Origin of the sequence: Pseudoalteromonas sp. SG43-3 (assembly GCF_014164385.1) — a bacterium.
GTDB lineage: Bacteria > Pseudomonadota > Gammaproteobacteria > Enterobacterales > Alteromonadaceae > Pseudoalteromonas > Pseudoalteromonas distincta.
The window spans coordinates 25,634-47,368 of record NZ_JACJFC010000008.1; the positions used below are offsets into that span (position 1 = coordinate 25,634).

The 21,735-nt window shown below is 40.1% G+C and carries 20 protein-coding genes; 8 read left to right on the forward strand and 12 right to left on the reverse strand.

Translation table 11 applies throughout. The features are described from left to right. Positions 1-110 precede the first annotated feature (110 nt). Positions 111-1,322 (forward strand): beta-ketoacyl-ACP synthase I, encoded by a 1,212-nt coding sequence (fabB, locus tag H5157_RS08975; RefSeq protein ID WP_004335606.1) that lies wholly within the window; start codon positions 111-113, stop codon positions 1,320-1,322. A 101-nt stretch (positions 1,323-1,423) separates the two neighbouring features. On the opposite strand, the gene H5157_RS08980 is transcribed toward fabB, so the two are convergent. Then, positions 1,424-1,789 (reverse strand): hypothetical protein, encoded by a 366-nt coding sequence (locus H5157_RS08980; protein ID WP_024596750.1) that lies wholly within the window; start codon positions 1,787-1,789, stop codon positions 1,424-1,426. Between the two features lie 51 nt (positions 1,790-1,840). On the opposite strand from H5157_RS08980, the gene H5157_RS08985 reads away from it, so the two are divergent. Together H5157_RS08985 and ggt are read left to right on the forward strand one after the other, a co-directional pair. Beyond that, positions 1,841-2,383 (forward strand): GNAT family N-acetyltransferase, encoded by a 543-nt coding sequence (locus H5157_RS08985; RefSeq protein ID WP_182695811.1) that lies wholly within the window; start codon positions 1,841-1,843, stop codon positions 2,381-2,383. Between the two features lie 98 nt (positions 2,384-2,481). Continuing rightward, positions 2,482-4,155 (forward strand): gamma-glutamyltransferase, encoded by a 1,674-nt coding sequence (ggt, locus tag H5157_RS08990; protein WP_182724564.1) that lies wholly within the window; start codon positions 2,482-2,484, stop codon positions 4,153-4,155. A 47-nt stretch (positions 4,156-4,202) separates the two neighbouring features. Here the strand turns inward: ggt and H5157_RS08995 are convergent, their stop codons facing one another. From H5157_RS08995 to H5157_RS09035, 9 genes are all read right to left on the reverse strand, one after another. Then, on the reverse strand, positions 4,203-5,057 hold the full coding sequence (locus H5157_RS08995; protein ID WP_182724565.1) for a Tim44 domain-containing protein: 855 nt from the start codon (positions 5,055-5,057) through the stop codon (positions 4,203-4,205). Between the two features lie 164 nt (positions 5,058-5,221). After that, complete coding sequence (locus H5157_RS09000) at positions 5,222-5,974, reverse strand: DUF3379 family protein (RefSeq protein WP_138489429.1); 753 nt, start codon at positions 5,972-5,974, stop codon at positions 5,222-5,224. After that, a complete protein-coding gene (locus H5157_RS09005; RefSeq protein WP_032827217.1) occupies positions 5,974-6,531 on the reverse strand; it encodes a sigma-70 family RNA polymerase sigma factor in 558 nt (185 codons plus the stop codon). Before H5157_RS09005 ends, H5157_RS09000 begins: the two co-directional genes overlap by 1 nt. Before the next feature lie 61 nt (positions 6,532-6,592). Beyond that, positions 6,593-8,251 carry a BatD family protein gene (locus tag H5157_RS09010; protein WP_182693751.1) on the reverse strand — a complete coding sequence of 553 codons (1,659 nt, stop codon included), beginning with the start codon at positions 8,249-8,251 and terminating at the stop codon, positions 6,593-6,595. Further along, positions 8,245-10,176: a VWA domain-containing protein gene (locus tag H5157_RS09015; RefSeq protein ID WP_182724566.1), complete on the reverse strand. Its 1,932-nt coding sequence runs from the start codon at positions 10,174-10,176 to the stop codon at positions 8,245-8,247. The genes H5157_RS09010 and H5157_RS09015 overlap by 7 nt, the downstream gene beginning before the upstream one ends. Beyond that, entirely contained in the window at positions 10,176-11,162 is a 987-nt protein-coding gene (locus H5157_RS09020; RefSeq protein ID WP_008138638.1) for a VWA domain-containing protein, read from the reverse strand. The genes H5157_RS09015 and H5157_RS09020 overlap by 1 nt, the downstream gene beginning before the upstream one ends. Continuing rightward, on the reverse strand, positions 11,155-11,589 hold the full coding sequence (locus tag H5157_RS09025; protein ID WP_004335624.1) for a DUF4381 domain-containing protein: 435 nt from the start codon (positions 11,587-11,589) through the stop codon (positions 11,155-11,157). Before H5157_RS09025 ends, H5157_RS09020 begins: the two co-directional genes overlap by 8 nt. Positions 11,590-11,591: 2 nt before the next feature. Beyond that, positions 11,592-12,536 carry a DUF58 domain-containing protein gene (locus H5157_RS09030; protein WP_182715670.1) on the reverse strand — a complete coding sequence of 315 codons (945 nt, stop codon included), beginning with the start codon at positions 12,534-12,536 and terminating at the stop codon, positions 11,592-11,594. Between the two features lie 3 nt (positions 12,537-12,539). Beyond that, a complete protein-coding gene (locus H5157_RS09035) occupies positions 12,540-13,496 on the reverse strand; it encodes a MoxR family ATPase (RefSeq protein WP_007377762.1) in 957 nt (318 codons plus the stop codon). A gap of 306 nt (positions 13,497-13,802) precedes the next feature. Between H5157_RS09035 and fadI the strand changes: the two genes are divergently transcribed. From fadI to H5157_RS09050, 3 genes are all read left to right on the forward strand, one after another. Next, a complete protein-coding gene (gene fadI / locus H5157_RS09040) occupies positions 13,803-15,113 on the forward strand; it encodes an acetyl-CoA C-acyltransferase FadI (RefSeq protein ID WP_182724567.1) in 1,311 nt (436 codons plus the stop codon). Further along, a complete protein-coding gene (fadJ, locus tag H5157_RS09045; RefSeq protein WP_182693123.1) occupies positions 15,113-17,320 on the forward strand; it encodes a fatty acid oxidation complex subunit alpha FadJ in 2,208 nt (735 codons plus the stop codon). Before fadI ends, fadJ begins: the two co-directional genes overlap by 1 nt. Positions 17,321-17,394: 74 nt before the next feature. Beyond that, entirely contained in the window at positions 17,395-17,904 is a 510-nt protein-coding gene (locus H5157_RS09050) for a GNAT family N-acetyltransferase (RefSeq protein ID WP_024596740.1), read from the forward strand. Between the two features lie 42 nt (positions 17,905-17,946). Here the strand turns inward: H5157_RS09050 and H5157_RS09055 are convergent, their stop codons facing one another. Further along, the gene (locus H5157_RS09055; RefSeq protein WP_039489238.1) at positions 17,947-18,333 is read right to left on the reverse strand and encodes an MmcQ/YjbR family DNA-binding protein; all 387 of its coding nucleotides are present in this window, start codon (positions 18,331-18,333) and stop codon (positions 17,947-17,949) included. A gap of 194 nt (positions 18,334-18,527) precedes the next feature. On the opposite strand from H5157_RS09055, the gene yeiP reads away from it, so the two are divergent. Next, positions 18,528-19,100: an elongation factor P-like protein YeiP gene (gene yeiP / locus H5157_RS09060; RefSeq protein WP_002962153.1), complete on the forward strand. Its 573-nt coding sequence runs from the start codon at positions 18,528-18,530 to the stop codon at positions 19,098-19,100. A gap of 139 nt (positions 19,101-19,239) precedes the next feature. Then, positions 19,240-19,434: a hypothetical protein gene (locus tag H5157_RS09065; RefSeq protein ID WP_182695843.1), complete on the forward strand. Its 195-nt coding sequence runs from the start codon at positions 19,240-19,242 to the stop codon at positions 19,432-19,434. Here the strand turns inward: H5157_RS09065 and H5157_RS09070 are convergent. Further along, a complete protein-coding gene (locus H5157_RS09070; protein ID WP_154903373.1) occupies positions 19,431-21,683 on the reverse strand; it encodes an EAL domain-containing protein in 2,253 nt (750 codons plus the stop codon). The genes H5157_RS09065 and H5157_RS09070 overlap by 4 nt on opposite strands. Between the last annotated feature and the right edge of the window lie 52 nt (positions 21,684-21,735).

Below are 21,735 nucleotides of genomic sequence, written 5' to 3' on the forward strand. Positions count from 1 at the left end.
TTATAAGCTAGCAGTTCAGAGTACAAGTGTACGCTAGAAAGCTGACCACTTAGGTGATTAAATTCGCGTAAAATAGAATGCAATTAAGTATTAAGCTAAGGGAATTACCCATGAGAAGAGCTGTAATTACAGGTATCGGTGTTGTATCAAGTATAGGTAACAACAAAGAAGAAGTATTAGAATCGTTAAAAACGGGCAAAAGCGGCATCGCTTTTAATCAAGAATTTGCCGATTATAAGTTACGTAGTAACGTATCGGGTAAAATTGATATTGACGTTAAAGCACACGTTGACCGCAAAGCAATGCGCTTTATGGGAGATGCTGCTGCTTACTCTTATATTTCAATGACGCAAGCAATTGAAGACTCAGGTTTGTCTGACGACCAAGTATCAAATGAGCGCACGGGTATTATTGTTGGCTCTGGCGGTGGTTCGTCTAAATGGCAAGTAGAAGCTGCTGATATTTTACGTGAAAAAGGCGTAAAACGTGTAGGGCCTTATATGGTGCCACGCACTATGGCGAGCACTACATCTGCTTGCTTAGCAACACCATTTAAAATTAAAGGTGTTAACTATTCAATTAGCTCTGCATGTGCAACATCTGCGCATTGTATTGGTAATGCAGTAGAGCAAATCCAGCTTGGCAAGCAAGACGTTGTGTTTGCTGGTGGTGGTGAAGAGCTACACTGGACATTGGCAATGGAATTTGACGCTATGGGCGCACTTTCTACTAAATACAACGAAACACCTGAAAAAGCATCTCGTACATACGATGCTAATCGCGATGGTTTTGTTATTTCTGGCGGCGGCGGTATTGTTGTAGTTGAAGAACTTGAACATGCACTTGCACGTGGCGCGCACATTTACGCTGAAATTGTTGGCTACGGTGCAACATCAGATGGCTACGACATGGTTGCTCCATCTGGCGAAGGTGCAGCACGTTGTATGCGCCAAGCTATGCAAGATGTAGATAGTATTGATTACCTAAACACGCATGGTACATCTACACCAGTAGGTGACGTTAAAGAGCTAGGTGCGATACAAGAAGTGTTTGGTGGTAAATCACCAATGATCAGCGCAACTAAAGCAATGACGGGTCATGCCCTAGGTGCTGCAGGTGTTCACGAAGCTATCTTCTCATTATTAATGCTAGAGCACAGCTTTGTAGCACCTTCAATTAATATTGATGAGCTAGATGAGCAAGCGACAGGTTTAGATATTATTACTGAGCGTCGTGATGTTGAGTTAAATACTGTAATGTCTAATAGCTTTGGCTTTGGTGGCACAAACGCGACTTTAGTGATGAGTAAGTACAAAGGTTAATTTGAGCTTATAAGCCCTATATGCAAACGCATAACTGGGCTAAATAGTCCAAAACAAAAAAGGAAAGCCGAGGCTTTCCTTTTTTATTATCGAAAGTTTAATTAACCTTCGTTATGTTCTTGACGCGCTTGCTCAATTTCGTCTGCAATTTCTTGCGCTTTTTGCTTAGTTTTTTCAGTTAACTCGCCAGCAGCTTCTTTGCTTTTAATCCATGCGTCAACCGCAATCTCTTTGCCGTCGTCGTACATGTCTAAGCCCATTGCTTTACTTTGCTCTAATAGCTCGTTTAAAGACTCGTCATTTTTAAGATCGTTAGTTGTCTCTTTAACGTCGTTCCATGCATCACCAAGCTTTTCTTGCATTTGTGCGCTTTTATCTTTTGCATCTTCTTTAACTTCGTTGGCATCTTCACAACCAGTTAATGTAATTAAAGTGCCTAATAAAGCTAAACCTGCTAATTTATTCATGTGCTATCTCCTTTAGAGACTGATAATTAATTCGAGGCAGACTATACAACAATGAAAATGAACGCCCCCGTAACAAAACGATTAAATTTTAAATTAATGAATGAGCATGATTGGCCTCAATTATTTGAACTCGACCAAGACCCAGCTGTAATGCAGTATTTAACACGAGGTGAACCTACCTCTTTAGAGCATATAAAAAATGAGGGTGTGCCTCGTATGCTCGCATATCGAAATGATCTAAAAGGCTGGGGGCTGTGGAGTATCACTATAAAGCAAACCAATACATTTATAGGTTGGGTATTAATAAGGCCTATGTGCTTTTTTACTGATGCACCAAACTACAGTGATATTGAAATAGGCTGGCGCTTTAAGCAAGCAAGTTGGGGGCATGGTTATGCAACCGAGGCGGCTTTAGCATTATGTGATGAACTTATAAAGCAAGATGACGTTAAGGCGATAAGTGCAACGGCACTAAAAGATAATACGGCTTCTATAAATATAATGAAAAAGCTAGGTCTGCAATTTATAAAAAATTATACACATACAGACGAGCAAGGCGACTTACCTGCGGTGCTTTATTCAAAAAGTGTTTAAAGATGATTAAATATCAACAGTATAAAGATTGACCTGTCCTTAAGTGACGTGCATTAATAAGAATGCGTAACTAAAAAATAATAAATTAAGGATGTTGTATGGGATTGCTTTTTTCACCAAGTAAATTAATCGTCAAAAGTGTGCTGGTTTTACAGTTCGCTGCTTTTAGTGTTTTAGCGCAGCCTTTATCGCAAAGCGCGGTAGCAATGCCTGACTCGTTCAGTGCCGATGCTGCTAAAAGTATATTAGAGCAAGGCGGTAATGCTGTTGATGCGGCTATTACGGCACAATTTGTACTTGCAGTAACGCTTCCTGAAGCCGGCAATATTGGTGGCGGGGGATTTATGCTTATTCAAAAAGATGGCAAGGGTGATTTTATAGATTATCGCGAAACAGCGCCAACAGCAGCTCATCGTGATATGTATTTAGATGAGCAAGGTAATGTTATTGCAAACAAATCAATATATGGCATTCACGCAAGCGGTGTACCTGGCAGTGTAGCGGGCATGTGGCTTGCTCATCAAAAACATGGCACTTTAAAGTGGGAAGAATTAGTACAACCAGCGGTAACGTTGGCTGAGCAAGGGTTTGTAGTTCCGCCTAAGTTAGCAAAAGGTGTGAGCAATTATATAGCCCACCTAAAAGAGCAAAAAATAAATGTAAACTTCGAAAAATACTTTGCTGATGTAAAAGCTAATAAAGTATTTAAGCAACCCGAGTTAGCGGCAACGCTAAAGCGTATCCGTGATAACGGCCAAGATGGGTTTTATAAAGGCGAAACTGCAAATATTATTGCTAAATTTATGCACCAACATGGCGGTATAATTAATCAAGATGATTTAAAAGGTTACACCGCTAAATCACGTACACCTATTAAAGCGAGTTGGAATGGTTATGAAGTACTTACTTCTCCACCGCCGAGTTCAGGTGGTATTGCTATTTTACAGTGGCTTAAAATGTATGAGTTACAAAAACCAGATGCGGGCTTAGCGCATAACTCTACTCAGTATGTACACTTACTTTCTGAAATAGGTAAACGTGTATTTGCAGATAGGGCGGAGTATTTGGGCGATCCTGATTTTTTTGATGTACCAGTCAACGCATTAACTAATATTAACTACCTCAAAGAGCGCAGTAATGGCATTTCGTTAACCGCTATCTCGACTACCAAAAATATTAAACCGGGCCTTAAAGAAAGTGAGCAAACTACACACTTTTCAATCGTTGATAAAATGGGTAACGCTGTCGCAAATACCACCACAATAAACTTAGGGTTTGGTAGCGGTGTAGTTGTTGAAGGTGCAGGGTTTATTTTAAATGATGAAATGGACGATTTTAGTGCCAAACCAGGCGTTATGAATGTGTTTGGTGCAATAGGCGGCAAAGCTAACGAAATACAGCCGCACAAGCGTATGCTTAGCTCTATGACGCCTACAATACTCCTTAAAGACAACACCGTTAAAATGGTGACAGGCTCGCCTGGTGGCACAACAATTATTAGCTCTGTGTACGAGTCTATTTTAAATGCGGTAGAGTTTGATATGACTGCAGAGCAGGTTGTAAATAGCCCTCGTTTTCATCATCAACTGTGGCCTAAAAATATAATTAGAACACACATAGGTTTAACCGGTAGCGTAAAAGCAGAGCTTACAAAAATGGGCTACACCATAGATGAGAATCACTTTGGTGACTTACACGTTATTATTAATAAAGAGGGCCAATTAGATGCCGCTTCTGAAGCATCAGGACGTGGTAAATCAATTGTTTTTTAAATAAAAAAACACCGCGCTAAAAGCGCGGTGCTTTAAACAATACAAAATTATTGAGTATCAATTAAATCTTCAACACCCACTATTAGCCATGGAGCATCGTCTGAAATTAGACGCTCTAAGTGCCAAATTTCTAAAATAGGCTCTTCTTTTTTATCGCCTAAATCACGGTACTTACCTTTAAAGCGAACACTAATCTGCCACGATTGCGCGTTTGTATCTGCGCGCACAAGTTCGGCATCAATAAACATCACTTCTGTTTCTACGCTTTGTATAGCTTCACGTTCAGCTTTAAACTCGGCAACAAGTGCAGGGCTTAAGTATTCAGCCATTGTGGTGTAATCGGCATTGTTCCATGCAGTTTGTAGCGTATGGTAATGACTACGGGCACCTTGCAAAAAGCCATTAACGTCAAAGTTAGGTGGTAAATTAAAAGGCACACTTTCACCTTGTGGGGCGCTGCTTGCAAAGGCTGTACTTGTTGGTTGCTCGATAGGTGCTTGTTTAAAAGCATTTTGCTGAGCACTTGTACTTGCACTGGCAAGTTGTGGGGCACGATTAGCACGTAAAAAGCCCGTTACTAGCTTAAATAAAATAAAGAGTGCGCCAGCTAATAAAATCATTTCTAATAGCTGAAAACCTTCAAAATCGTCGCCTAGCATTGCTGCAATTAAGCCACCCGCTAAAAGTCCCCCAAAAACGCCTGCCATAATGCCTTTTTTATTCGATGTGGCTTTAGGTGCAGCTGTAGGTGTTGTTGTATCTGTTTGTTGTTTTTGCGCTGTTTGTTGTGTTGCAGGTGTCTGTCCGCGTTTACTGCTGCCAAACTTTTTACGTGCATGTGCATTAAAACTGGCTGTACATAACAATGCCAATAATGAAAAAATAACGATGATGTTCTTCATGAAATTCCCTAATTAAAATCGAGCCGCGATTATAATTTACTTTCTTTAGGAATTTAATTAATTACTTTAAAAATCAGAGGTTTTGGGGAGTGAAGAAACGCTTTGTTGGTGAGTATATAATCAAAAAACCGCTCAGTAGAAACTAAGCGGTAAATTTGTCTATTTTAAAGCCAACGAATTGCGCCAGTAACGCGTTCGTTATATGTATCTAGAGGTGCTCCAAGACTTGCCACTAAAATAGTATCAGCTTGTGAGCCACGATTAATGTGACCTTCAAAGCGCTCATCGCGGAAGTTGTCATCCCCAAAACCAAATGATTTATTTTCAGAAGGCACTATAAATACCGTCATAGGACCAAAGTCAGACTCAAATATTAAATGCAGTCCTTTTTCGCCTTTAAAATCACAAAACATCGCATAAGTTACAGCGCCAGGAAGTTCATCAAGATGACCACCTAATACTGCAAGCTTGTCGTTGACGCTTTGTAGGCTAATGGGCTCTTTTTTATCAAGCGCATTAATTTCGTAGTACACATGGGCAAGCGCATGCTCACCTGCTTCATGTGCAATATTTTGCTCTGTACTAAAAAAGAAGGCACTAATCGCCACTACAAAAGACGCTGCTAACGCAAGATGTACACGATCAAACTTAAAACGCGATCGAGCATCAACCACGTTTTTACCAGTTGCTTGTTCTTCTTGGAGTGCTTTTTCTTTTAACGATGTGTTTAAAAGAATGCGGTCTGCAAGATTTTCAGGCACAGGTATATCTAAAGAATCTTGAATGAATTTATCAAAATCTTTCATATCGTTAATAAAACTTTGTCGCTCTGGGTTATTGTCAGCAAACTCCATAAGCTCCTTGTCAATGTCGTTTGGCTGCGCAATAGTGCGGCGACGAAACTCAAGTTCATCCATTATTTTGATGCCCCTTTAAGTTGTTCATCATCACGGCTTAAAGCCTCTTTAAGTTGATTTCTGGCACGGTATAAACGAGTCATTACCGTGTTTTTATTTAAATTAAGTATGCCTGCAATCTCTTCACCAGAGCAGCCCATTACAACTTGCAGTAATAATGGTTCTCGGTATTCATCAGATAGCAGTGCAATCTGGCGTTGAATTACCGTTTGTTCCATTTCATCGTCTAATGAATGGCTGGTTTCATCAACAAGCGTATCGTTTTCTACGTCGCTGTAATCAAACTGTTTACGTTCAAATCGGCGTGCGTTTTCTCTTCGTAATATAGTAAGCAGCCAGGGTTTAGCTGCCTTTTGATCAAGTAAAGAGTCGAGTGAACGCCATGCGCGTAAAAACGTTTCCTGTACTAAATCATCTGCTATGTGCGGATCACGGCATAACCAATAAGCAAAGCGATAAAGCTCTTTATTGTAAACGTGAACCAAGGCTTCATAACGCTTTTGTTTCTCTGCCATATCGATTAAGACCTGATTGTTTGATTTTTTCTTTCCAAGCATAAGCACTTTTTTAATTAAAAATTATTAGTTATTGCAAAAAAAGACCTAAGGTTCGTAGTTATTAATTATAAAGGTCTTTTAATACAGCTTGTTGCGACTTTGATGCCTGAGTTTGATAGTTCTCAAGAATTTTAATAATAGCATTAAGATCCGTGTTTGCGCCTTTATTACTGTAAAGTTGTGCCTGCAATTGGCTAATGAGACCATTAAGCTCGCTGCTGTTTACGCGGATGCAGAGCTCATCAATCGCGCCAACATTTTTATGGGTCACCTTTACAGAAAAGTTATTTAATGCGGTGTAAAAGGCTTTTACATCGTGTGTTTTCGCTAATGCTTTAAGCTCATTTAAGCTTGGCTGAGAAGTACCACGGGTGTTTAGCTGTAATTTTTCAGTCGTATTTTTAGTAGAACGGCTTATTAAGTAAAAAATTACAGTACCAATCCATAAAATATACCCTAAAGCGGCAAAAACTATTAACCAAAGAGGAGTATCACTTTTAGTTTCAATAGGTTGTGTGCCAGTTGCTTGATTCGAAATATTTTCAAGAGTAGGTGAATTATTTGTACTGGGTTGTGGGTTTGCTATGGCTGTATTAGGCGCGGTAGTACTTGGCGTTACTGTAATAGTACGCTTTGGTAATGTAGCTACGCTAATACGGTTCATCTTGGTATTAAACCAAGGCAGCTTTATTTCAGGCAAAGTATAAGTACCTGGTTTTTGCGGCAGTAAGGCATACGATGCAGTTTGCTGCGACACAACGCGTCCGTCTCGCACTGCATTGTTATTTTCTTTTTGGTCAGGGTAGCTGCGTATGCCATCAATAGTAGGCATAGAGATTTCAGGTAATTGCTCTTTTGTAACTCCAAGCGCGGTAAGCGTAATAGTACGTGTTATAGGCGTACCTACTTCTACTGTGTTGTCGTTAGGTTGCCATTCTTCATCAAGGTTAACCAATTCGCTTGGTAACCATGCGCCTTTATAATCACTCGGGATTGGTTTTATTTCTACTTGCTGATCATCGCCAAGAGCAGATACCTCCAGTTGGCGGTAATTTTGCTGTACTCGCCCTTGAAAAGCGGGGCCTGCAATCGTGTAGGCACCACTTTTTTGTGGTTGAATTAAATACTCACGAGTAATAACAAGGTAGCGTTTGCCATCAACTAGCTCATAACTCTCAGTTTGTTTACCTAATTGGGTTAGCTGAGCATCTTCCATACTTGGTGTGCTTAAGCTGCCATCAAGCAGTTCTTTGGCAAGGTAGAGCTTAACAGTGTAAACACCGGCTTCTTGCACAAATAATGAATTACTCGAGAGTGACGTTTTTAAAAATATTTCGTTATTTTTATCTGCATCAACTGAGCGTTTTGCCACTTTTAACTTAATAGGCTCTGAGGTTAACCCTGCAACGCTAAATGCTGGTATCGTGTAATCACCCTCTGTACGGGTCATTAGTTTAACTGACCACGTAGTTTGTTTATTAATGCTGCCATTAATAATGTTGGTACGAGAGCTTAAGCTCGTCGGGCCTACAACAAAGTCTTTTAACAGCGATGAGGTGTCTGGTTGCTCGCCTTTAACTGTGTCGTCTACCGATATATTAAGCATAAAAAATTCACCCGCTAATACAGGGTTTTTATCTACGCTGGCTTCTAATTTGGTGGCAGCCCACGTAGGCATCGCACTTAATAGCAATAAACAGCAAAATAATCGCATTACCATGATTTTTCGACTCCTGTAGGGCGACGTTTATATTGTCTTTTTTGGGCTTCTAATTGCATTTTATTCCGTAATAAAATAGCCGGATCGTCCGGGACTTTTCTAAGTAGTTGATTAAGCTGTTGTGCTTTTTCTTTTTCTTCATTAGTGAGCTCACTTGCTTGGGCTTGCATCGCTTGTTGCTGAGCATTTTGTTTTTGCTCATCAGTGGCAGGTTGCTCACTTATTGCTTGTGGCTTACTTTGTTGCTGCTCATCCTCTTTAGGCTGGTCAGCGTCTTTACTTTGCCCTTGTTCGCTTTGTGGCTGGGCTTGCATATCAGGCTCATTTTGCTTATCTGATTGCTCGCCAGGCTCACCTTGTTGATCTTTTGATTGTTCAGACTCTTTATCTGATTTTTCATCGCTTGAGCTTTGACTTTCGTTTTCGCCTTTTTCAGAATCGCTTTTATCACCATTTTGTTGCTGATCCTGTTTTGACTCATCAGAATTTTGCCCTTGGTTTTGCTCATCTTTTTTCTGACTATCATCTTGGTCTTGAGAGTCGTCGCCGTCGCTTTGCTGATCTTGCTGGTTTTGTTGCTCTTGTTGATTTAGTAATTGCTCAACTAAGGCTTGGTTATCGGCTGCTTGCGTAAAGTCATCTTGTAAGGTTTGGGCTTGTTTGTACGCTTCAATTGCGTCCTCAAGTTTGCCAGCTTTGGCAAGGGCATTACCGTAGTTGTATAAACCGGTAGCCGACTTATCATTACTAAACTCATTAAGTGCAGCATCAAAATTACCTTGCTGGTATAGCGCCGCGCCTTTTAACTCACTCGATTGCGCCTGTGTTGCTGCATCGTATTCTTTATTATTGTAAGCCTCTAATGCACGTTGATCTGCATTTTGCAAAAGAGTAGGGAGCTCTACGGCATACGCATTTTGTTGCGGTAAAAAACCAAAAGCTAAAAATGCGCCTAACAAGGCAGCGCGTCTAAATAAATACAAACCAAATGGCAGTAATAACAAGAGTCCGTAAATACCTGCATCTATTCGCCAAAGCGCATGGCTTTGTTTTTCGTCTTTCAATAATTCACTCTGCGCATTTGGGGCAAACGTATTTATGTCGTTATTGCTAGGTTGGTAACTAGCAAATTTACCACCGCTGCTTGATGCTAAATTTTTAAGCTGAGAGGCATTAATTGTAGGTACTACGATTTGGCCGTATCTGTCTTTCAAAAAGCCGCCTTCAGGTAACTTAATTGGTGCGCCTTGAGCGGTACCTACACCATATATATTTAATCTATATTGGGTGTTACTGGTAAAGCTACTAACGTCGCTTTGTTCTTGTTGGTCAATACCGTCGGTCACTAAAATAATGTCGCCATCAATATAACCCGCTTGTGTTAATAGCTCTTTGGCCATATCAAGACCCGCTAAAACGTTTGAGCCTTTGTCTGGCATTATTTCAGGGCTTAAGCTTGGAATTAAATTACTGAGTGTTGTGGCATCGTTTGTTAGTGGTGAAATTACATAGGCCGTGCCTGCGTAAGCTACAAGCGCGGTATCACCTTCTTTAAATAGCTCAATCATATCAAGCGCTTTAAAGCGTGATTGCATTAAACGATTTGGTAAAATATCGGTGCTGTACATTGAATACGACATATCCATAACAATTACACGGGCACTTTTACTTTGAAATACAGGAACTTGTTTTTTCTCAAAACTAGGCCCAGCACTAAATAAAATGCCAAGGCTGCAAAACAAAGCAACTAACCAAAGTGGCTGGCTGGCTTTAGTGTTTGCTTCGCTCATTATAAATTGTGCTAAATGAGGTGCAATTAGCTGCTCACTAGTCGTTTTTTTATGCTTAATTAAGGCAACAAAAAATAATGCCACAGCAGGTATGAGTAACCATAAAAGAGCGGGGCGAATAAATTCAAAATCCATTAGTTTGGCTCCTTTAATGCACGCAGTGTACTAAGCATTACTTTTAAGCTAATAAGTAAAATAGCGATAAGTAACGGGTAGTAAAATAATGAGCTTTGTGGGCGAAAAGTTTGTTCATCAGCGCTAATAGGTTCAAGCTTATCAAGCTCTGCGTAAATTTGTTGAAGGCCAGCTACATCTTTAGCTCTAAAGTATAATCCGCCAGTTTGCTCGGCAATCTTTTTAAGTAAGCTTTCATCTAAATTACTGCCACTAGAGCCTCCCACATTAAAGAGACTAAAGCCGCGCGGATTATCTGAGCCAACACCAATGGTGTACACTTTAATACCTTCTTCGCGAGCTAGCAGTAGGGCATCTTCTGGGTTTAAATTACCAGCGGTATTTTGTCCGTCGGTTAACAGCACCACAATTCGGTTACTTTCATCTTTATTGGCAAAGCGTTTTACCGAAAGACCCAATGCATCACCAATGGCTGTTGCGCGCCCCACTAAACCAATTTGCGCTTCGCTGAGCATTTTACTTACTGTTTTAACGTCGCGGGTGAGCGGGGTTTGTAAAAACGCGGTGTCGCCAAATAATATCAGCCCAAGCCTGTCGCCTTGACGTTGCTCTATAAAATCACTGAGTACGGCTTTTACCATGGTGAGGCGGTCAACATATTGGCCATTATAAGCCATGTCTTGTTCGGTCATCGAGCCTGATAAATCGACCGCTAACATTATATCGCGTCCTTCATTTGGTAATGAAATTGGCTCATCTAACCATGTTGGATTGGCAGCGGCAGTAACAAGTAATAACCAAATTATCCACTCGAGGGGATTTAAACGTCGTGCGTGTGGCTCGATGCTTTGGCTGGTTAAATTGTGCTTTGCAAAACTGGGTATACGTAAACGCGTACTGGCATTACTTGCTGCGGGTTTTAATAGTAAAAGTAATAAAGGCAAGGGTAGTAATAAAAATAACCATGGCCAGCTAAATTCAAACATTTACTGACTCCTTTATTTTAAATTGCTTAATACCTTGGCGAAATTTTTCGCACAGTGTTGTATCTTTTTGGCTGGGGTTATACAAGCTTAGTATTTCTTGTTCTGTAAAGCTTAAACCGGTGAGTGTATTAAGTGTTGTGCACCATTTAGAGGTAGATTGCGCAGCAAGTCGCTTGTCGTAATATTCAATCACTAAACGTTTTAAAATAATATGCAGTTGCTGAGGGTTTTGCTCACTTTGGCTCAATTGTATTGCGTAGCGTTTAGGCTTTTTAAATTTATGTTTTTTATAAAATATATAAATAGCTGCGCACAGTGCTAAAAACAGCAGTGCAATAATAACCCACCAAGCAGGGGCGAGTGGCCACCAATTAACTTGGCTTGGCGCTATTATATCGTGCAGGCCATCGAGTGGATTGGTTTGCATGGTTATTTTCTCACTAATTGCAGCTCAAGCGGTGTTGCTGCATTGAATGATATTAAATTAAGACCCGATTTAGTTAGGCGATTAAAGCGCGCGCTAAATGCTTGCTCAGCATTTTTAGCAAAGCGTTCTCTAAAGCTGTTATCCATTAATGGTAGGGCAAAGTCTTGACCATTTGCATTAACGGTAACGGCTTGCTTAAACGCAGGTAACTGATGCTCAAATGGATCGCTTATGTGGCAACCAATCAGCTCGCAGTGGCGGCTTAATATTTCAAGTTGCTTAAAGCTGGCATCATCCAGAGCATTAAAATCAGACACTAAATACACTAAACTGCCTGGTTTTGCTAAATGGTTAAGGCGCTTTAGGTTATCGCTAAAGTTGTTAGTGGCTGTTTTATCAATATTGTTAAGCGCTTGCTGGTGGTTGTCGCATAAATTATGACAAAGCTTAAGCACGGCTTTTTCACGGGCGCTGGGTTTTAGCTCTAAATGCGAGTGCTGATTAAACACAATACCGCCAATTCTATCGCCGCGCTGACACGCCGACCATGCAACAAGAGCGCTTATATGCGCAGCTTGCACCGACTTTAACAGTAACTTTGAGCCAAACAGCATTGAGTTAGAAAAATCAGTGAACACAAACACAGGGCGCTCTTTTTCTTCTTGAAAGAGCTTTGTGTGAGTCTCGCCGGTACGCGCAGTAACTCGCCAATCAATAGAGCGAATATCGTCACCTTGCTGATAATGTCGCACTTCGGCAAATTCCATTCCTCGGCCTTTGTGCGGTGCAAGGTATTGCCCTGTTAAGGTGTTTTTTATTTTTACCTTAGGGGCAAGTTCAAGCAATTGCGCTTTGGCTTTGTAATACATCAGCTCTTTGAGTGCTAAATTAACACCGTGGCTATGGCTCTGTTTGAGCCATGCTTGGATTTCTAATTGTTTTTGCATAACTTATGGTACGGCTACAAGTTCAACTATACGGCTTATTACTTGATCTTTAGTAATGCCATCGGCTTGGGCTTCGTAACTTAAAATAATGCGATGACGCAGTACGTTATGCACAACAGCTTGAATATCATCAGGTGCTACAAAGTCACGGCCTTGAAGCCATGCATGAGCACGAGCACATTTATCAAGTGCTATTGTTGCACGCGGACTTGCACCAAACTCAATCCAGCTACCTAGTTGCGCGTCTAATTTAGCGCCTTCACGAGTGGCAATAATAAGTTGTACTAAATATTGCTCAAGTGGCTCTGCTAAATAAAGGCCTAATATTTCTTTACGAGCTGCAAATAAATCGCTTTGACTAATTTTTTGCATTACTGGTTGTTGCTCGTTAAGCGCTTCGCCGCGTGTTAAACGCAGTATATCAAGCTCATGCTCTGCGCCAGGGTAGTCAATACTTAGGTGCAGTAAAAAGCGATCCAGCTGGGCTTCTGGTAACGGGTAAGTCCCTTCTTGCTCTAGCGGGTTTTGCGTTGCCATAACTAAAAACAGTTCGCTAAGCGGATAGGTATTTTTACCCACGGTAACTTGTCGCTCTGCCATGGCTTCTAATAGTGCTGATTGTACTTTGGCAGGTGCACGATTAATTTCGTCAGCTAAAATTAGGTTGTGAAAAAGAGGGCCTTTTTCAAATACAAACTCGCTAGTTTGTTGGCGGTAAATATCGGTACCTGTTACATCAGCTGGTAATAAATCTGGCGTAAACTGTACGCGCTGAAATGAGCCTTCAATGCCTTTAGCAAGTGCATTAACTGCACGTGTTTTTGCAAGCCCAGGAGGGCCTTCTACTAATAAGTGACCATCAGCTAAAATAGCAATAAGTAGCGCTTGAGTAAGCTCTGGCTGGCCAATGATTTGTGTATCTAAGTACGTTTTTAATTGTGAAAATGCGTTAGCTGCCATAATAAGTGGACTGTCCTCGTCAGCTGGGTTTGTACCTAATAGTGTTAGGTGATAAATACTGACCTATTTATAAGGTTTATAATTGGGTAACTCAAGAGTTAGACTGTATTTTTTAAAATAGTTCGTTATTTTTTAACGAATTTTAGCGTACCACAAAACTTTGTAAATGCGTCTAAAAAAGCCTATTGTGATAGTCGTAATTAAACACTGTTTATATAAATTTGTGTTTATCTATTGGCTTTAGGGCACGGGTTGTTTAGAATCGAGGAAAACAAACAGGTCAGACCTGTCAGCGGGAGAGCATAAATGTCTGAGCAAAACATACTAAAAACACCAAAGGGCGACCGTATTGCCATCGTTAGCGGCTTACGTACACCTTTTGCAAAACAAGCAACAGCGTTTCACCATGTACCTGCACTTGATATGGGGAAATTGGTGGTTAACGAAATGCTTGAACGATTAAATTTCAATAAGTCAGAAATTGATCAACTTGTATTTGGTCAAGTAGTACAAATGCCAGAAGCGCCAAATATTGCACGTGAAATTGTATTGGGCACAGGTATGCCTGTATCGGTTGATGCATATTCTGTATCGCGCGCATGTGCTACCAGCTTTCAGGCTATTGCTAATGTAGCTGAGTCTATTATGGCGGGATCTGTAAGTGTAGGTATTGCAGGTGGCGCAGATTCGTCATCAGTATTGCCAATTGGTGTAAGTAAAAATCTAGCAGGCAGCTTAGTTGATTTAAATAAAGCGCGTACGCTTGGTCAACGTTTAAAAATATTTTCAAAACTGCGTTTAAAAGACTTATTACCAGTGCCTCCTGCAGTTGCAGAGTACTCAACAGGCCTTTCAATGGGGCAAACTGCTGAGCAAATGGCTAAAACACACAACATTAGCCGTGAAGATCAAGATGCGTTAGCGCATCGTTCTCACTCACTTGCAACGCAAGCATGGGCTGATGGTAAGTTAAAAGATGAAGTAATGACGGCGCATTTACCGCCATATAAAAGCTTTATTTCAGAAGACAACAACATTCGTAAAAACTCAACGGTTGAAGGCTACGCCAAGCTTAAACCTGTTTTTGACCGTCAGCACGGTACTGTTACCGCTGCAAATGCAACACCATTAACTGATGGTGCAGCGGCCGTACTTATGATGAGCGAAAGCAAAGCAAAAGCACTTGGCTATGAAATACTAGGTTACGTACGTAGCTTTGCATTTTCGGCAATTGGCGTAGAAAAAGACATGTTAATGGGCCCAGCTCATTCAACGCCTATTGCACTAGATAGAGCGGGTATTACGCTTGCTGATTTAGATTTAATTGAAATGCACGAAGCGTTTGCATCGCAAACACTTGCCAATATGAAAATGTTTGCCTCAGACAAATTTGCACAAGAGCATTTAGGTCGCAGCAAAGCAATTGGCGAAATTAACATGGATAAGTTTAACGTTAACGGCGGCTCTTTAGCATATGGTCACCCATTTGCAGCAACAGGTGCACGCTTAATTACGCAAAGCTTACACGAGCTTAAACGTCGTGGTGGCGGTTTGGCATTAACAACAGCGTGTGCTGCTGGTGGTTTAGGTGCAGCCTTTGTATTGGAGAGCGCGTAATGACTGATTCAGTATTTAATTTAGCGGTAGATGAAAACAAAATTGCCGTAGTAACGATTGATGTGCCAGGGGAGAAAATGAATACCCTGCGCAGTAGTTTTGCCGATGACTTAAAAGCATTATTAGAAGACGCTAAGTCGCAAAATGTAAAAGGCATGGTATTTATAAGCGGAAAAACCGATAACTTTATCGCGGGCGCCGATGTAAAAATGCTTGATAGCGTTCAAAAGCGTGATGATGCTTTAGCTATTAGCGAACTATGCCATCAAGCATTTTTTGATATGACAAAACTGCCATACACAACAGTAAGTGCGATTCATGGCGCTGCATTAGGTGGTGGTTTAGAGTTTGCTTTAGCGTGTGACTACCGTGTTGGTACCGACAGCGATTTAACAAAAATTGGCTTACCAGAAGTGCAACTTGGTTTACTACCAGGTGGCGGCGGTACGCAGCGCTTAACTAAAATTGTTGGTATTCAAAAAGCACTTGAGTGGATGCTAACAGGTAAACAAATTCGCCCTAAGCAAGCTAAAAAAGCAGGCGTGCTTGATGACTGTGTACCACACAGTGTGCTGCTAAAAGTTGCAAAAGAATTTGCGACTAAGAAAAAGCCACAAGCAAAAGAGCCAAAGCTCGACAATATTAGTAAATTACTAGAGTCAAACCCGTTTGGTCGTAACTTTATCTTTAAAAAAGCTAAAGAAAACGTACTTAAAAAAACGGGCGGGCACTACCCAGCACCACTAGCTATTATTAAAGCAGTGCGAGCTAGTGTAGAGCTTGATGAGCTAAAAGCGTATAAAACAGAAGCTGAAAGCTTTGCAACACTTGTAATGAGTGACGAATCTAAAGCGCTTCGCGGTATTTTCTTTGCAACCACTGAAATGAAAAAAGAGTGGCGCAATGATGACGCACCAGCAATTAGCAAAACCGCTGTTTTAGGTGGTGGACTAATGGGCGCTGGCATTGCGCACGTAAGTGCTGTTAAAGCTAAAGTGCCGGTACGTATTAAAGATGTAGCAGAGCAGGGCATTAGTAATGCAATGAGCTACACTTACAAAATTTTAGATAAACGCCTTAAACGTCGTATTATGTCTAAAGCTGATATGCAGTTAACAATGAACCGTATTACAGGCACAACTGACTACAGTGGCTTTAAACACATTGATTTAGTAATAGAAGCTGTGTTTGAAGATCTTGCACTTAAGCAAGGTATGGTTGCCGACGTAGAGCAGCAATGCCAAGAAAATACAATTTTTGCTAGTAACACGTCATCATTACCAATTTCGCAAATTGCAGCGCAGGCAGCACGTCCTGAAAATGTAATTGGCTTACATTACTTTTCACCAGTAGAAAAAATGCCATTAGTGGAAATTATTCCACACGAAGGTACATCTAAAGAGACTATTGCTCGCGTTGTTAACTTTGCACGTAAGCAAGGTAAAACGCCAATTGTTGTAAAAGACATGGCCGGTTTTTACGTAAATCGTATTTTAGCGCCTTACTTAAACGAAGCTGCTAATTTAATGCTTGCGGGTGAGCCAATTGAAAAGATTGATGCAGCCCTAGTTGAGTTTGGCTTTCCGGTAGGACCGCTGGCTCTACTTGATGAAGTAGGGATTGATATTGGCTCTAAAATTGCTCCAATTCTTGAAAAAGAATTAGGTGAGCGTTTTAAAGGCCCTGATGCATTTATGCGTATGATTGATTCAAAACGCCTTGGCCGTAAGTCCGGTCGTGGTTTTTATGAATACGATAAAAAAGGCAAAAAGGTTGATGAGTCAGTTTACGAGCTATTGGGTGTTACCCCAGCTCCACGTTTAAACAAAAGCGAAATTGCTAAGCGATGTGTATCGAAAATGCTTAACGAAGCAGTACGCTGTTTAGATGATGGAATTATTGCAAGCCCTCGTGATGGCGACATTGGTGCAATATTTGGTATTGGTTTCCCACCATTTTTAGGTGGCCCGTTTAGCTATATGGATAAATTAGGCGCAAGTAAAATAAGCTCTGATATGTCTACATTAGCTAACAGCGATGCTAACTTTGCTCCATGTGAGTCACTGGTAACAATGGCAAGCTCTGGTACTACTTTTTATAATGCAGCAACTGTTGAGGTTGTAGCTCCTGAAGTACAAAGCACTGAGCCACAAGAGCAAAGTGTCACTGAGCCTGAAGTTACTAAAGAGATTGAAACAAAAGAATAAAGTTTCTACTGTTTATAAAAACCGCATTTAGATGCGGTTTTTTTATGATTTTTAATATTTAAATGAGGAGCTTAATGACATTATTTACACAAAGATTGAGCATGTACCAAATGGAAGAATCTGATTGGCCTCTTTTTCTAGCGCTTCATCGCGATCCTCAAGTCCTTAAGTATTGTTTTGATATGCCAATGGAGTCACTGATAAGAAACCGCTTTGAGATACGCTTACCTAAGTGGAATACTAAATCACGCCACCCACTGTGCTTACTCATTATTAATAATAAAACAAAACAACCAGTGGGTGTTACAGGCTTTGCCTATGACGGAGAAACCGCAGAGCTTGGTTATTTATTATTGCCAGAGTATTTTAATAAAGGCTACGCGACAGAGTCTTTAAGAGCTGTGATTGATTGGGCTTGGAAAGAATGTGGTATTAGGCAGTTTAAAGCTGTCGTAACGCGTGGCAATATTGGTTCTGAAAAGGTGCTTAGTAAGTGCGGCTTAACCCATACCGATACACTTTTTAAAGTGCATACAATAGGCGAAAAGTTATATGACGATTTAATTTATACGCTTAAGGTTTAAGGTTTAAGGTTTTAATGGGCTAGTTTCCTAGCCCAAAAAGTGCTACAAGTGAAGTGCGATAGCTTTGCGGTCTTTTTCTGGCATGTTTTCTACGACTAAATTAAATGAGTTATCAATCATTCTCTCAATTTCACCTTGTGCAATTGTGCCGTCTAAAATTACTGTGTTCCATAAGCGTTTATTCATATGGTAACCAGGGATCACTGCCGGGAAAGTATCACGCAATGATATTGCTTCATCAGGATCGCATTTTAAGTTAAGCCACCAAATAACCTCACCATCATCATTAGTTTGACCGTCATTGCCAATAGCAAGAGTCGCAAACATTTTATGATTCACTTTATATACATCAACCTCTTGCGCAAATGGTTTTGTAACCTGAACAAGTGGTTTTTTAACTAAATACTCATGTACTTTTTTCTGGTCCATGATCCATTCCTTGAAGTCATACTCGGTAAAGCTACCATAGCAGTTTTTTTCACATTTGATTATATGTATTTTAGTATAAATTAAAATTTTACAAGCTAATACAACATGTAGCGTAAAACCAACGTAATTTTAGTTGAACAAAATCCAGTTCGTGGTATGTTTCTGCCAATCAAAAAAATAATAGGAATTCACACATGCCAAAGGCGAGTGATGTTAAAAAAGGTACTGCTATTGACTTCAATGGCCGCGTTTTAGTTGTAAAAGATATTGTGCGCTCTGTGCCGCAAGGTCGTGCTGGTGGTAGTTTATACCGTATGCGTTTATACGATGTGGTAACCGGTGGTAAAGTTGACGAAACATTTAAAGACAGTGACATGCTAACGCTGGCTGATTTAACACGCCGTGAAGTAATGCTATCGTACATTGATGGCGACGAGTATGTGTTCATGGATAATGAAGATTACACGCCTTACAACTTAAACAAAGATGCTATTAGCGAAGAAATTTTATTTGTTAATGAAGAAACGCAAGGCGTACACGTCATTGTTATTGATGGCGCGCCAGTAGGACTTGATTTACCATCAAGTGTTGAACTTGTTGTTGAAGAAACAGACCCATCTATTAAAGGTGCATCTGCAAGTGCTCGTTCAAAACCTGCACGTATGTCTACTGGCTTAAATATTTCTGTGCCAGAGCATATTTCAACAGGTGACCGTATCCGTATTAATACTGTTGAACACAAATTTATGGGTCGTGCTGAAAAGTAACGCGTAAATTATAATTTTAAAAGCCGAATCTGTGTTTAACAGCTTCGGCTTTTTTGCGCGCGGGGATTTGTTGCTTTAAATTTAATCACGTTAGCGTTAGAATAAGCGCCGTATTTTTGAGCAACTTTAAGGGGGAGCTTTGTTTATAGTTTTACTAAGCAGTGCATTTATAGCTTTAATGTATTTAGAAACCATTAAAAAAGGCATGCCAATTAAACGATGGCTGATTTTAGGCGGTTTATTTGGACCAGTAGCCTGGTGCTTGTTTAATCTACATTATCGTCGTGCTTTAGTTAGAAATGTAGGAATAAATGCGTGTATATGGCGCCCTTAATTTATCGACGCCACATTTTTATTTTTTCTAATTAAGCTTGGGGCTGCTTTAGTTTGTTGCTGCTTTAAAAATTCAGTAAATTCACTTTTTGATAGTGGCTTGGAATAATAATAACCTTGTACTGTTTCGCAATTAAGCTTTTTGAGTATATCAATTTGATGGGCTTGTTCTACACCTTCAGCTACTACATGTAAATCAAGGTTATGCGCAATAGTGACTATTGAGTCGACCATATTACGGCCACGTTCGTTGGTCATGTCATCTATAAATGCTTTATCTACTTTAAGTGTATTAAGCGGAAATTGCTTTAAATACGCTAATGATGAATAACCAGTACCAAAATCATCCATTGCTAAATGAATACCTCGGGCACTTAACGAACGCATAATTGCAATGGCTTCTTTAGGGTCATCCATTACAGTACCTTCTGTTATTTCAAGCTCTAAAAAGTAAGAAGGTAATTCATTTTTTTGCAAAATAACGTCAATACGAGAGGTTAAATCGGGGAGACTAAATTGCTTTGCTGATAAGTTGACAGCTACTCGGCCGCTAAATAAACCGCTATCTAGCCATTCTTTTACGTCTCTGCAGGCTTTGTTTAATACCACCTCACCAATTTCAATTATTTGGCCCGTTTCCTCGGCTATAGGTATAAAAACTCCCGGACTAATAATGCCTTTTTTGGGTGTAATAAAGCGCACTAATGCTTCCATTCCGGTTAGCTTGCCTGTGCGAATATTCATTTTTGGTTGGTAGTACACTTCAAAATGGTCTTCTTTTAAACCAAAGCGCATGAGGTTTTCAATTTGCAGTCGTTTAACGGCTTGACGGTTCATCGTGTCGTTAAAAAATAAGTAGCTGTTACCTTTCTTTTTAGCATGATACATGGCGGTATCTGCATTTTTTAAAAGCAGTTCAGGCGTATTACCGTCTTCAGGGAATAATACAATACCTACACTTGAGGTGATTGCCAGTTCGTGGCCTGCCATTTTAAATGGTGTAGCAATGGCTGCTAAAAACTGTTTAGCCATGCGTGTAATTACATGTATGTCGTTAGTGTCAGACATTACCAGAGCAAACTCATCGCCGCCTAAACGATAAAACACATCATTTTCGCGGGTTAGTTTATTTAAGCGCATTGCTAGTTTAGCTAATAAGCTGTCACCTAGCTGATGTCCTAACGAGTCATTTATTTTTTTAAAGTTATCTAAATCGAATACAAGCAAGGCGTGATGCGAATTGAGTTTTACTAGTTTATGCAAATCAGTAAAAAATAAATTTCGGTTAGGCAGACTGGTTGTGCGATCTCGATTCGATAAGTTATGTAATTGCGATTCTGCTTTTTTACGCTCTGTTAAATCTGAATATACAACGACATAATTAGTTATTTGATTTTGATCGTTTTTAATTTCATCTATGGATATTTCTATCGGTAATAAAATACGCTCACTATTACGAAGCTTCACTTCTTGTTGAATATGTTCGCGCTCTTTTACTATTTCAATAATTCTGTTTGTGTAGCTTGGCTCATACCCAGATAGGCTAAAATCTTTTCCTAAGTATTGTTCGCGTACGCCACCAAACAAGGTTAAAAAGCTAGGGTTTATATCAACCAGTTTAAAGTTTTTATCGTAAATTGCTAAGGCGTCAGTAAGCGACTCAACACATTTTGCAAAAAGGTTTAAGCGCTCTTCAGTTGATTTTAACTGTGATATATCGCGAACGGTACCTGTCATTCTAAGGGGGGATAAGTTGGCGTCTTTTTCAATTATTTTTCCGCGATCGAGCACCCAGTGCCAACGACCAAAAGTATCTTTGATTCGGTAGGTGGCTTCAAAAAAAGCAGACTGCTCTGCAAAGTGCACTTTTAGCAAGTGCTCAACGTTATTAATATCGTGAGGATGGATAAGGCCTTTATTTGGTGGAAACCCCATTAACGTAGTTGAGTCCATTAAATACTTATCGTTAATACGAATAACTTCGCCTGTTTTTATGTTCCAGTCCCAAAGTGTATCGCCGCTACCTTCTACGGTACTTTTAAGGCGTTTTTCCGAAAGTCGAAGTTGGCGGCGTGAACGTCTAAGTTTATGGATTACAAATAACAGGTAGGGCAAAGCAAGCGATATAATGGCGCTTGCTAGTATAAGTATATTGTCTGAGTTGTAATTAAGTGATGACTCAAAGGCAAAAAGCTCAAATGAGTAAGCAAGTACTACAAGCATGCTTAGTTTTATTATTGTTTTTATCATTTTTTGATTACTTCTAATTTACAAATGATAATTTAAAACAAGCTAAACCTAG